The sequence below is a fragment of the Flavobacterium zubiriense genome (assembly GCF_041729725.1).
Classification (GTDB): Bacteria; Bacteroidota; Bacteroidia; order Flavobacteriales; family Flavobacteriaceae; genus Flavobacterium; species Flavobacterium zubiriense.
Genome location: NZ_JBCFQL010000020.1, coordinates 1 through 13674, shown reverse-complemented (window position 1 = coordinate 13674; position 13674 = coordinate 1). Strand labels below are relative to the sequence as shown.

At 32.5% G+C, this 13674-nt stretch carries 11 protein-coding genes; 9 read left to right on the top strand and 2 right to left on the bottom strand.

What is annotated here, in order from left to right; all coding sequences use genetic code 11:
• Positions 1-31 precede the first annotated feature (31 nt).
• From AAGV28_RS15205 to AAGV28_RS15175, 7 genes are all read left to right on the top strand, one after another.
• Positions 32-1621 (top strand): SusD/RagB family nutrient-binding outer membrane lipoprotein, encoded by a 1590-nt coding sequence (locus tag AAGV28_RS15205; RefSeq protein WP_373407607.1) that lies wholly within the window; start codon positions 32-34, stop codon positions 1619-1621.
• 94 nt (positions 1622-1715) lie between these two features.
• The gene (locus tag AAGV28_RS15200; RefSeq protein ID WP_373407606.1) at positions 1716-3413 is read left to right on the top strand and encodes a peptide-N-glycosidase F-related protein; all 1698 of its coding nucleotides are present in this window, start codon (positions 1716-1718) and stop codon (positions 3411-3413) included.
• 10 nt (positions 3414-3423) lie between these two features.
• Complete coding sequence (locus AAGV28_RS15195; RefSeq protein WP_373407605.1) at positions 3424-4146, top strand: copper homeostasis protein CutC; 723 nt, start codon at positions 3424-3426, stop codon at positions 4144-4146.
• A gap of 206 nt (positions 4147-4352) precedes the next feature.
• Positions 4353-5681 carry a sugar MFS transporter gene (locus AAGV28_RS15190; protein WP_373407604.1) on the top strand — a complete coding sequence of 443 codons (1329 nt, stop codon included), beginning with the start codon at positions 4353-4355 and terminating at the stop codon, positions 5679-5681.
• Between the two features lie 21 nt (positions 5682-5702).
• On the top strand, positions 5703-6755 hold the full coding sequence (locus AAGV28_RS15185; RefSeq protein ID WP_373407603.1) for a sialidase family protein: 1053 nt from the start codon (positions 5703-5705) through the stop codon (positions 6753-6755).
• A gap of 218 nt (positions 6756-6973) precedes the next feature.
• Positions 6974-7306: an L-rhamnose mutarotase gene (locus tag AAGV28_RS15180; RefSeq protein ID WP_373407602.1), complete on the top strand. Its 333-nt coding sequence runs from the start codon at positions 6974-6976 to the stop codon at positions 7304-7306.
• Positions 7307-7682: 376 nt separating this feature from the next.
• A complete protein-coding gene (locus tag AAGV28_RS15175) occupies positions 7683-8666 on the top strand; it encodes a M20/M25/M40 family metallo-hydrolase (RefSeq protein WP_373407601.1) in 984 nt (327 codons plus the stop codon).
• Between the two features lie 116 nt (positions 8667-8782).
• Here AAGV28_RS15175 and AAGV28_RS15170 read toward each other — a convergent pair whose 3' ends face one another.
• Positions 8783-9823 (bottom strand): agmatine deiminase family protein, encoded by a 1041-nt coding sequence (locus AAGV28_RS15170; RefSeq protein WP_373407600.1) that lies wholly within the window; start codon positions 9821-9823, stop codon positions 8783-8785.
• Between the two features lie 914 nt (positions 9824-10737).
• Here AAGV28_RS15170 and AAGV28_RS15165 point away from each other — a divergent pair.
• Positions 10738-11694, top strand: a complete 957-nt coding sequence (locus tag AAGV28_RS15165; RefSeq protein WP_373407599.1) for a phosphoribosylaminoimidazolesuccinocarboxamide synthase — start codon at positions 10738-10740, stop codon at positions 11692-11694.
• Between the two features lie 77 nt (positions 11695-11771).
• On the opposite strand, the gene AAGV28_RS15160 is transcribed toward AAGV28_RS15165, so the two are convergent.
• Complete coding sequence (locus tag AAGV28_RS15160; RefSeq protein ID WP_373407598.1) at positions 11772-12860, bottom strand: M42 family metallopeptidase; 1089 nt, start codon at positions 12858-12860, stop codon at positions 11772-11774.
• Between the two features lie 82 nt (positions 12861-12942).
• On the opposite strand from AAGV28_RS15160, the gene AAGV28_RS15155 reads away from it, so the two are divergent.
• Positions 12943-13620 carry a DUF4294 domain-containing protein gene (locus tag AAGV28_RS15155; RefSeq protein ID WP_373407597.1) on the top strand — a complete coding sequence of 226 codons (678 nt, stop codon included), beginning with the start codon at positions 12943-12945 and terminating at the stop codon, positions 13618-13620.
• The last annotated feature ends 54 nt before the right edge of the window (positions 13621-13674 follow it).

Here is a 13674-nt window from a genome sequence, read left to right as displayed (position 1 = left end):
CATAATTCATAATTTTAAAAAAAAATATAAAATGAGAAAATTATTATATATATCCTTAACAACGGCAGCTGTTTTTTTGAGCTCGTGCTCGAAAGATGATTTTGCAGAAGCGTATCCAAATCCGTCTACCATTGAAACAACAACTGTGCCTAAACAGTTTGCTGGATTCATGAAAATTAACTTCGAGGATGTAATCCCTTCCTATTGGAATTATTATACAGTTCTGAGATCTACTTCTCTTTCGTACACACAGGGGCATGGGTTTTTAAATACATCTGGTAGCTATGTTCCTGGAGCAGCACCAGTTAATAGGTGGGATAGGTTTTACAAATTTATAGCTCAATATAGAGAGTTAGAAAAAGTGATGGCTTCTTTGCCTGTTACTATGCAAGCAGAAAATAGAATTTATACAATCACTTCAACGATTTACCTATATGATCATACTCAAAAAATGATTGATAACTTTGGAGATATTCCTTTTTCTGAGGCTGGAAAAATTAGTTCAACAGGCGGGAATTATGCTCTTGCCTTGGCAAAGTATGATAATCAAACGGAACTATATACTATGATGTTGGATCAATTGAAAGCTTTCTCAGCTGAGTTAAATTCAATTACTTTATCTAATGGTGTTGCATTAGATTTCAAAAATCAGGATTTAATCAATAAAGGAAACTTAACGAGTTGGATCAACTATACCAATTCTTTACGCTTAAAAATGTTAAACAGACTTTCTGCAGTTCCTGCTTTTGCAACAAGAGCCAATACTGAAATGGCAGAAATTATTACTGATGCAAAAATTGTAGATGAAAATTCTGAAAATATTGCGTTTAGAGTATATACTCAGAGTGGAGATTTAGATACAGATGGGTTTATTAGAGCTTTAGAAGATGATTATAATAACATTGCTCCAAAACCAATGATTGATCATATGAATACTAATAATGACCCTCGTCAATCTTGGTTGTTTGAAAAGGGAACACGTATAGTAGATGGTGTAGAGGTAGTATCTCCTACTTATGAGGGACTGGATCCAATGTTACCATCTGGAACTCAAACTCAATTGATAAATGACGGTAAAATTGCGATTTACAATCGTTCGGTAATTAGTAGAAACAAATGGTTACCAGGAACATTAATTAATGCTGCTGAGGTAAACTTAATCCTTGCTGAGTACTATTCAAGAAATGGTAATGGTGCTACCGCACTAACTTATTTTGAGAAAGCTATCAGACAGTCTGTAGAATATTATGTAAGATTAGGTGATAGAGCAGATGTTTTGAATTGGAAACCAACTACAGAACCTACTACTACTGAAATTGATGCTTATATTGCAACTATAAATTTTGCAGGAGCTGTTACACCTGCTGATCAATTGGAATTGATTGCTTTTCAAAAGTATATTCATTACAATATTATGCAGGCTGATGAATCTTGGGCTGAACAACGAAGATTGAAACTTCCTGTTTTACCATTCCGTGAGGACGAAACAAGTAGTGTAAGAAAAAATCCTCCTACACGTTGGACATATCCAACATCAGAAAGTGTTTATAATACAGTTAATTATAATGCTGTTAGGGCAAATGATAACTTAAACACCAAAATATTTTGGGACGTTAACTAATATATAAATTTAGATAGAGGTAAGCTTAAAATACTTACCTCTATTTATTTAATAACTTTTCTATACTATTTATAGAAATAATACTAAATTTTAAATGATTAGAATTTGTAAGTTGATAGTGTTTTTTTTTCCTTTTTTTTTAATAGCTCAAAATAAATCGGATGTATATAAAGTGATTTATGAACAACATTATAATGAAAAAAAAACGAATAACATTATAGAAATATTTTTTCAAAATCACTTCGTTTTTTTATCAAAATCAACGGATAAAACTCAGCAATACATTGATTTGAAAAATAGTATCAATATTAGCACAATTGCTTTTGAAGATAAAATATATAAAAAAATAACTCCTTTTGATAGTTTACCAAGTCCAAAAAAAGAAGAAGACAATGCCGTAATACTTGGCTATAACTGTGAGCATGTTTCTTTTTCTTATTTTTCTAATAGAATAGATATTTGGTACACTGAAAAAACAATTCCTAAGGGAACTCCTAATAGTAATTATCTGCCTAATAAAAATGCCCTTGTTTTGAAAATGGTATTTAATGGAAATCAAACCTTAGTTGCCAATGCAATAACTAAAGTAAAAAATCCAAAACCGCTTTATACCGATATTGGCAATGCATTCGTGGTAAATCAATCCGAGTTTGAAGAAATCATCATAAAGTCCAGATACGATAGAATTAGTATTTTCGAAAACGAAAATATTAACTTTGATCCCAAAAGAACAATTCCCAAAGAAGCCGAACTTGTTCCTGATAAAGTATATCATTTTTCAAATGGAAGTGTTGTTTTGAAAAAAATTAAAATTACCCCTGCCTTGAAAAACAGTAAAGCTGTTTTTGCAAAATTAATAACAAAATCTAATGGAGATGCTTATGATAGAACAGGCTCTGTATTTGTCATTCCTGCTAAAAAAGATGGTGTTTTAACTACCATACTGGATGCTTATTTGTATGGACTGAATAAGTTACCCGTTCATATAGATAAAAATAAAAAAGAATATCAAGGAATTGTTAAAGAAAATAGTTATGCTCCGGCAATAGAAATACTCAGTTTTTTCACTCCCTTTGGTGTGGATTACTATAATAGCAAGCGAAAGATAAATAATTATAATTGGGCTAAAGAAGTTGTTTATAAACAAGAAGTAACTTCACTTATTCCCACAGAAGAAGATGAAATTTGGATTGGAGTTTTTATAGGTAATTATGATATTGGAGGACATACAGTCAGTCTTGAGTTAGATGTTCATCCAGCAATTGAAAGAAAAAATTTAAATACTACGGTGAAATATATTAATCCTTTATTTTCAACAGTTAATACTATGGAGATGTCAGGACAAAATTATGGAGGACTTTTTGCTAACGATACACTCAGAGTAAATTTTGAATTAAAAGAAAATATTAAAAATCTTCAACTTTTATACACTACTACTGGTCATGGTGGATGGGGTAATGGTGATGAATTTGTACCAAGGATGAATAAAATATTTATTAATGGTGAAGAAGTGTTTAAAATTATTCCTTGGCGAACGGACTGCGCAACCTATCGATTGTCTAATCCTGCATCAGGAAATTTCCTTGATGGATTGTCTTCAAGTGATTTGAGTCGTTCAAATTGGTGTCCAGGAACATTAACACCCCCCTATATTATTCCCTTGTCTCAGTTGCAAAAAGGGAATCATCTGATTGAAATTGTAATAGAACAAGGAGCAAATGAAGGTTCAAGTACCAATCACTGGAACATTTCAGGGATATTAGTTGGTCAATTGGATAATATAGATAATTGATTTAAAAAACATGCTACTAGAAATTTGTGCTTCGTCTTATCAATCGGCAATAAATGCGCAGCATTCGGGAGCGCATCGAATAGAATTGTGCTCAGAATTAGCAGTTGGAGGAATTACGCCTTCTTATGGATTGCTTAAAAATGTGTTAGCAGCAGTAACTATTCCAGTGAGTGTGTTGATACGTCCCAGAAGTGGCAATTTCACCTATTCTGAAGCAGAATTTACTATCATGAAAACAGATATTCAAATGTGCAAAGAGTTAGGTTGCAACGGAATTGTATCGGGTGTTTTAAATCCTGACAACACCATTGATATCGTAAGAACACAGGAATTAATCAAATTGGCTAAACCATTAGAATTTACTTTTCACCGAGCTTTTGATTGGATCGAAAATTCTTTTGAAGCCCTAGAACAATTAATAACAATTGGAGCAGCCAGAGTGTTGACTTCAGGAAAAAAACAGACCGCTCTTGAAGGGATGAAACTTTTAAAAGTGTTGAAAGAAAGAGCAAAAAATAAGATTATTATTCTTCCAGGAGGAGGAATCATTAAAGAGAATGCCCACTTATTTAAAAATATGGAATTTAAAGAAATTCATTGTTCAGCATCTTTAATAAGATATCAAAAAGCAGATGAAAAGCTGTCCATGAACAATCAAAAATTATTTGATGATCGTATAATTGTCCATTCTGATGGCGATACAATTAAAGCTATTTTGGATAGTATTAGTTAAATAATAGCTGCTTTTAATTAGAAAATAAAGAGTTTAATTTATGTAGTGAAAACTATATAATATCGTATTTAAAACGATATAATGTTGTTTAAAATAGAAACTTATAGTTGTTTAAGCCAATAAAGCCTCTTTTGATTTTACGACTTTAAAACTTTCGACTTACTTAAGACAACAACTGGAATTATTAAAAAAATAAATCAATACTTATGCCAAGTAATATAACATCTTCTCAAACAAAAAACACCACCTTGATCCCAATTATAATTATAGCAGGACTATTTTTTATTTTTGGATTTGTAACATGGATTAATGGTGCGTTAATTCCGTTTATGAAAACCATAAATGAATTAACATCGGCACAGTCACTTTTAGTGGCTTCGGCATCTTATATTTCATTTGTTGTGATGGCCTTGCCCGCTTCTTATATTTTGTCAAAAGTTGGATATAAAAAAGGAATGTCTTTAGGATTATTTATAATGGGATTTGGGGCTTTAGTTTTTATACCCGCAGCCGAAGCAAGAACCTATTGGATGTTTTTGACGGGAATTTTTATTCAGGGAGCCGGAATGACTTTATTACAAACGGCATCAAATCCATACATTACCATTTTAGGTCCTATTGATAGCGCGGCAAAACGAATTTCAATTATGGGAATTGCTAATAAAGTGGCGGGTGCTTTAGGTTCGCTTATTTTTGGCGCATTACTTTTATCAGGGATTGATGAAATCAAAGAAAAACTAAACGTGGTAAGTGCTGCCGAAAAAGCAGCATTGTTAGACACCATGGCTGATAGTGTCGTAACACCTTATGTGGTAATGGCTTTGGTTTTATTTACTTTAGGAATATTAATAAGGAAAGCACCATTACCAGATGTAGAAGCTGAACCAATTGATGAACCAAAAGAAGGCAATACCACTAAAACGAGTATTTTTCAATTTCCACATTTATGGCTTGGAGTATTTACCCTTTTCATGTACGTTGGTGTTGAGGTTATTGCGGGAGATACCATTATAGCATACGGAATTTCATTAGGTATTCCAGTTGCCGATGCAAAGTTTTTTACCACATTTACTTTGATGGCTATGGTAGCAACTTATGCTTTAGGCGCGTTCTTAATTCCTAAATACATTACGCAAACTTTAGCTTTAAAAGGAAGTGCTATTTTAGGAATCGTATTCTCATTTTGTATTGTTTTTACCGATGGATTTACTTCAGTATTATTTGTAGCAGCATTGGGTATCGCAAATGCTTTGGTTTGGCCAGCTGTTTGGCCTTTAACTTTAAAAGGTTTGGGGAAATTCACTAAAACTGCTTCGGCATTGTTGATTATGGCTATTTCTGGAGGAGCAATAATTCCGCCATTGTATGGTAAACTTGTCGACTCAAATAAAGCAGAATATATCGCTCAGGGAATGAACGATGCCTTAGCTACAGCAACGGCTTCTACAAAGGGATATTGGATTTTATTACCGTGTTATCTCGTGATTTTGTATTATGCTATTGCAGGACACAAATTGGGATTAAGTAAAAAGTAAAATAAATAGTCACAATTCGCAATGATTTTAAAATTCAAATATTTCATAGCACTACTCGTTTTTGGATGCCTTTCTTGTGTTTCATTAAAGAAAATGCCAAAAGCAGTTAATGTCACAAATACTTTTATAGCTAATCCGCCTGTAACAGCTAATAGTCATGCGGCAACTTTAGTTGAGTTTAATCCAAACGAACTAATGGCAGCATGGTTTGGTGGAAAATATGAAGGTGCAAAAGATGTTGGAATTTATTTATCAGTTTATAAAGATAAAAAATGGTCGATTCCACAACCTATTATTTCGCCTTTAATAACCCAAAAAGATACTTTGCCTTGCTGGAATCCAGTGCTATTTAAGAGTAAAAGCGAAAATTTATATTTGTTTTATAAAGTTGGAAAAAATCCAAGAGAATGGTTTGGTGCGATGGTAATTTCGAAAGATAATGGAGTTAGTTGGAGTACTCCAAAATACCTACCAGAAGGCATTCTTGGCCCAATCAAAAACAAGCCAATTGAGACCACTCCAGGTGTGATTTTATGCGGAAGTAGTACTGAAAATATAGGAGATAACAAATGGAATGTTCATGTAGAAAAATATATCGAAGCTACTGATTCCTGGGAGAAAACAGCTATCGAAAATCCGCAAGAATTTCAGATCATTCAACCTACATTTTTAGTTCATTCTCCCAATGAAATTCAGATGTTGTCCAGAAGTAAGCACAATAAATTGATTGCAACTTGGTCAGAAGACAATGGAACAAGTTGGAAAAAAACAGATAGTATTGCTGTTGTCAATTCTAATTCTGGAATTGATGCTGTTACTCTCGCCAAAAAAACATTTTTATTGGTCAATAATCCATTGCCACAAGGAAAAGATTGGTTCAATGGTCGAAATGTTTTGGATGTCGAATATTCGAATGATGGAATAAAATGGCAAAAGTTATTTGATCTCGAAAACCAGGCGGAAGGCGAATTTAGTTATCCAGCAATCATTCAAACGACCGATGGTAAAGTTCATGTTTTGTATACTTACAATCGAAAATACATCAAGCATCTGGCTTTCGAATTTCCAAAATAAGTAAGTTTTAAGCTTACTATAAGTACTAATAAATTTATTATCATACAAAATCGACTGCCTTGTCTTATGGGGTTTATTTTATAAAACCATAATACTTATTAAGTAAGACACTAGGTAAAATAAAAACGTATTGGACTTATAAGTTTAAAAAACCGACAATATTTCATTCCTATTTCTTAATCTTGTAAAAAAATAAAAATTTAAATAGAAAATAAATTATGCAAAAATACTGTCTTACTTTAGATTTGAAAGAGGATCCAAATTTAATTGAGGAATACATAAGATTGCATCAGGAGGTTTGGCCCGAGATTTTACAAAGTATTAAAGATTCAGGGATTATTAATCTTGAAATCTATAATATCGGAAATCGTTTGATGATGATTATAGAAGCTAATTCGGATTTTTCATTTGAGAAAAAATCAAAATTAGATGCCGCAAATTTAAAAGTTCAGGAATGGGAAACCTTGATGTGGAAATTTCAAAAAGCACTCCCGAATTCTAAACCAGGAGAAAAATGGATAGTGATGGATAAAATTTTTGAACTTGAGTAAGTAATCGGAATAAATAATGTCGGTTTTAACCACATAAGTCATAATAAGTTTTAACTAGTATCTTATGAAATAAATACTCGTTGGGTGAAATTGTTTTTGGATATTAAATTTTCGTCAGTTCGAGTGAATTTTCAGAAAACGCGACAGCTTTTTCGGAAAATTTGTATCGAGAACAAGAAAATATTGAATAGAAAACGGTTCTCGATACATTTTTCGCTTCATTTCATTACGCAAAAAACACTCGAACTGACGTTTTTGATAATTTCACCCAACGGGTGAAATAAATATATAATTATGTAAATTAATTCATATAGAAGCATTTTTTTATATAACTGTAAAATTATTTTATTACTTAATTTTTAATTTTAAAAAAGGAATGATGTTATTTTTAAAAAACTTAAAACGGAAGCTCTTTTTAATTAGTGTATTCTTTTTGAATACCACTATAAATGCTCAGGATGGTATTAATGCCAAAACCTTTTACAAACACGACAAGTATCTTTCATCGGATAAAATGGAAGGGCGTTTTCCTGGAACAAAAGGTAATAATGATGCGGCAGCTTACATCCGAAAGTATTTTAAGAAATACGAACTGAAAAAATTCAATGAAAATTATTATCAATCTTTTCAATTGTTTGTTAAAGAAGGAATCAATAAGGTGAAATCGGATACCGTTACAACTCAAAATGTTGTGGGATATATTGAAGGATCAGATGAAAAGCTAAAAAAGGAATTTATAGTCATAGGAGCGCATTATGATCATTGGGGATGGGGAGGAATAGCTTCTAACAGTAAAAAAAAGGATACAGTGGCTATTCATAATGGTGCGGATGATAATGCTTCTGGTGTTTCAGCGCTGCTGTGTATTCTGGAAAAAGTATCCCAGTTAGAAATAAAACCGAAAAGAAGTATCATTTTCATTTCTTTTAGTGGAGAAGAGCAGGGTTTATTTGGCTCAAAATATTTTGTAAATAACTTACCCGTTCCAAAAGAAGCAGTGAAAGTAATGTTGAATATGGATATGGTAGGAAGGTTAAATGTAGAAAACCAAATTTTTATGGGAGGTGCGGGAACTTTTCCTGACGGTGTCGAATTAATGAAAAAAATAGGAGTGAAAAGCGGTTTAAATCCAGTTATTCATGCTGGTGGAGTAGGCGGTTCGGATCATGTTTCTTTTTACAAATCTTCAATTGCAGCAATAGGATTTCATACCGGAGGACATCCGCAATACCATACTCCTGAAGATGATATTGATTTAATTAATTTTGAAGGAGGAGCTTTGGTGTCCAGATATATTTATAATGCTCTAGTCGCAATTGCAAATTATTCGCAACCACTGTATTTTATCAACCAAGATTAGAAATCTTACAATGAACTTTATTTTCTAAAAGAATCTGCTTAATTTACGTGAAAATTGAAAAGCACGCACATTAAGCAGATTTAGATGGATTGTAAATAAAATCTACGGACTATAAATTACTTAGGAATCTGTTGGCTCAAGCAATGTAAAGTCCCGAACCCCCATATCAAATCTATCGCGCTAATCCCAATGATTTCTCTGTCGGGAAAACATTCAGCCAAGATATTCAAAGCTTTTCTGTCGTTAGCATCATTAAAAGTTGGAACTAAAACACAATGATTTAAAATCAGGAAATTAGCATAACTTGCTGGTAATCTTAACTCTTCAAAATCTAATCTTTTCGGCATCGGTAAAGTTACAATTACAGGTGATTTACCATCTTCCAGTTTGGCATTTTGCAAACGTTTTAAATTGTCTTGTAAAGGTTTGTAGTTGGCGTCGTTTGGGTCAGTTTCTATGATGGTCACAATAGTATCTTCGTTTATAAATCGAGCCAAATCATCAATATGACCGTGTGTGTCGTCACCTTCAATCCCATTGCCTAGCCAAATTACATTAGTTATACCTAAGTATTCTTTAAAAATTGCTTCATAATCCGCTTTAGTAAAACCTGCATTGCGAACTTGAATACTTGGGTGCATTAAACATTCTTCAGATGTTAAAAGCGTGCCTCTGCCATTTACATCAATTGCACCACCTTCTACAATTACTGGTTTTCCTTTATATGTTACCTGCGTTAAAGGAAGTTTTAAAAAATCCGACACTTTTCCAGGAACGTGTTTATCTAACTGGAAATTTTTATATTTCGCCCAACCGTTAAAATTAAAATTTAACGCTTCTCTTTCGCCGTCCTTATATACTACAATAGGACCAGAGTCTCGCATCCAACTGCGATTGGTTTTTTGAATGATAAACGAAACCAGATCTAGATTCACTCGTGCTCGGTCGAGCATATCGATTACTTTTGCTTTTAGTTTTTCGTCAATTACTACTAAGAATACTTTTTCATAAGTAGTGATTTTTTTAATAAACTCGACAAAAGCCCATTGTACTGCTTCATATTTTCCAGGCCAATCATTTCCGTTGTGCGGAAAACAAAGTAAAATCCCCTCTTGTATCTCCCATTCAGCAGGAAAACGTCTATTAGTAGTTGTCATAAAAAAAGCTAAAAATTATAAGATAGCAAATATAAGCATTCACAAGGAATTAAAAATAGTACAGTCACTTTAGCTTCTAAATTTAAAAATAAAACCGCTGTAATTATTCAGCTTGTTCTTAAATATAGAGGTATAGACATTTTTTTTTTCTGTAAAAAGCTTTATTGTATCTCCTTATCATTATTAATAGACAACTAGCTGTTTTTTATAGAAATGATTACAACTCCATCAGTTAGGGAACTAATACTATTCAAATTGTAACTGCATACAGCTATGCTATTAAAAAAACACACAAAATCATTTAGATGTATTTAAGTAAATGTTTAACTCGTTGGGTGAAATTGTTTTTGGATATTAAATTTTTGTCAGTTCGAGTGAATTTTCAGAAAACGCGACAGCTTTTTCGGAAAATTTGTATCGAGAACAAGAAAATATTGAATAGAAAACGGTTCTCGATACATTTTTCGCTGCATTTCATTACGCAAAAAACACTACCATTAACGTTTTTGATTATTTCACCCAACGGTTAAATGTTGAAGCTTTATCTAATTGTTTTTTATGGATTATTTCCCGCTATTCTTCGTTAAATTTATTCTAAAATAAGCTGATTATTCTTTCAAAAATATCCTTGTCTATCGAAAAATAATCTTCTAAAAATTCTAATACCTAAAATTTAAACAGCTACTAAGACTATTGTTAAACAGCAAACAGAGTATTTACAACAGGCATGAACTAAAACTTTTTTTCAAAATTTTTCAGCTCTAAAATAATCATTGTGAATTTTTAAAATTTGTGATGAAACTGCTTTCTACTTCTCATAACAATATTTTTAGATATAGGATACTTTCTTTGTATTTCTGTCTAAAATAATCCTAAATTTGCATTCTTATAAAATCAACGCAATACGTATCTAAATGAGCAATACAATCACTACCACTAATTTTAATTTTCCAAATCAAAAATCGGTTTATAGAGGCAAAGTAAGAGAAGTTTACAATATTAATGATGAATTATTAGTAATGGTGGCCACTGACAGGCTTTCGGCTTTTGATGTGGTTTTGCCAAAAGGAATTCCTTACAAAGGACAAATTCTGAACCAAATTGCTACAAAATTCATGGAATTGACTCAGGATATTGTTCCAAACTGGTTGATTGCTACGCCGGATCCAAGTGTTGCTGTAGGTCATTTGTGTAAGCCTTTTAAGGTTGAAATGGTAATTCGTGGATATTTGTCAGGGCACGCTTCACGCGAATATGCTCTTGGTAAAAGAGAAATTTGTGGCGTAAAAATGGCAGAAGGTTTAAAAGAAAACGATAAGTTTCCAGAACCAATTATTACACCCACTACTAAAGCTGATAATGGGGAACACGATGCTGATATTTCTAGAGAAGCTATTCTTGATAAAGGAATTGTAAATGATGACGATTATTTAGTTTTAGAAAAATATACCAGAGATTTATTCCAAAGAGGAACTGAAATTGCTGCAAGTCGCGGATTGATTTTAGTGGATACTAAATATGAATTTGGAAAAACAAAAGACGGACAAATTGTTTTAATTGATGAAATCCATACTCCGGATTCTTCTCGTTATTTTTATGCAGAAGGATATCAAGAAAGACAAGACAATGGTGAAGAACAAAAACAATTATCTAAAGAATTTGTACGCCGTTGGTTAATTGAAAATGGTTTTCAAGGACAAGAAGGACAACAAATTCCTGAAATGACTGACGAATACATCGAAACGGTTTCAGACAGATATATCGAATTATACGAAAATATCATTGGAGAAAAATTTGTAAAAGCAGATATTTCTAATATCAATGAAAGAATAGAAAAAAATGTTGTGGCTTATCTAGAAAGTGTCAAATAATTCGAAAAAGTTTTAAAAATAAAAATCCGTCTCGTTCTAAACAAGACGGATTTTTTATTCTTTATTCTCTATGAATATTATTTAAAATAAGAAAAAGTTTCGTTGTTCTCTATTTTAAGTATGGTTTCGTAAATCAATTTAATTACATTTTCAACATCTTCTTTATGTACCATTTCCACAGTGGTGTGCATGTAACGCAACGGAAGCGAAATCAATGCCGAAGCCACACCGCCATTGCTATAAGCAAAAGCATCAGTATCAGTACCAGTAACACGAGAAGAGGCGAGACGTTGAAATGGAATTTCTTTTTCTTCGGCAGTAGTAATAATTAAGTCTCTTAAATTGTTTTGTACCGCTGGAGCATAAGTAATTACTGGACCTTTACCAATCTTTGTTTCTCCTTCAATCTTTTTGTCAATCATTGGAGTAGTAGAATCATGACACACATCAGTAATAATGGCCACGTTTGGTTTTATGGTTTGTGTAATCATTTCAGCACCACGCAGGCCTACTTCTTCTTGGACAGCATTTGTAATGTATAATCCAAAAGGTAATTTTACTTTGTTTTCGTGCAAAAGGCGAGCTACTTCGGCAATCATAAAGCCTCCCATGCGGTTATCAATGGCGCGGCAGACGAATTTGTTTTCGTTTAAAATCACAAATTCATCAGGATAGGTAATCACACAACCTACATGAACGCCTAATTTTTCTACTTCTTCTTTTGTTTCGCACCCTAAATCAATAAAGATGTTGCTTGTTTTTGGGTTTTCTTCTTTGTCTCTATTTCTAGTGTGAATGGCTGGCCAACCAAAAACACCTTTTACAATACCTTTTTTAGTATGAATGTTTACACGTTTTGAAGGCGCAATTTGGTGGTCAGAACCACCATTTCTAATTACATAAATCAAACCGTCATCGGTAATGTAATTCACATACCACGAAATTTCGTCAGCATGACCCTCAATTACAACTTTAAAAGGAGCATCTGGATTGATAATTCCCACAGCCGTTCCATAGGTATCTGTTATAAAAGTGTCAACATAAGGTTTTAGATACTCCATCCATATTTTTTGCCCGCTACTTTCGTAACCAGTTGGAGAAGCATTATTAAGGTAGCTTTCTAAAAAAGCCATCGATTCATTGTTTAATATCGATTTTGTACTCATAAAAATATTTTTTTGCTAAATTATAAATTTGGTATTACAGTTGTATATATAATGTATAATTTTACAGCAAAATATTGTCTTTATGAAATCTATTTATTTTTTAGCATTCTTTTTATTGTTGTCTTTTTTAGGTTTTAGCCAGGGAAGTACTCCTTATGATCCAAATGCTATGGGGTACGTGTTGACAGAAAAAGATAGTATATTAGATGACACTATAAAGCTGCCTGAAATTACAATTTCAAAGGAAAAACAAGATCCCGAAGCAAGAAAACAATATCTTATTTTGCAAAGCCGCGTTTATAGAACGTATCCTTATGCTAAATTAGCAGCTGACAGATTGACTAATTTAAATAAGGGAATGGCTCGACTTTCCTCTGAAAGAGAGAAGAAAAAGTATTTTAAAATAGTAGAAGACTATCTAACAAATGAATTTGAAGCGAGGTTAAAAAAATTATCTCGTAGCCAAGGTCGCATTTTAGTCAAATTGATTCATAGGCAAACAGGAAAAACAACCTACGAGTTGGTCAAAACTTTAAAAAGCGGCTGGAAAGCTTTTTGGTCTAACACAGCCGCTAGTATGTTTGATATTAATTTAAAATCGCAATACCAACCATTTGAGTCAAATGAAGATTATTTAATAGAAAACATTCTTAAAGAAGCCTTCGAATCAGGTAGATTATTAAACCAACCAGCTATTAATCCTGTAGATGTAGATAAATTGAACGAGTATTGGGACACCAAATTATCTACCAAACCTTAAAACCTAATTTATACCTTATATATGAAGCTTGTACTATAATATAGTAGGAGCTTT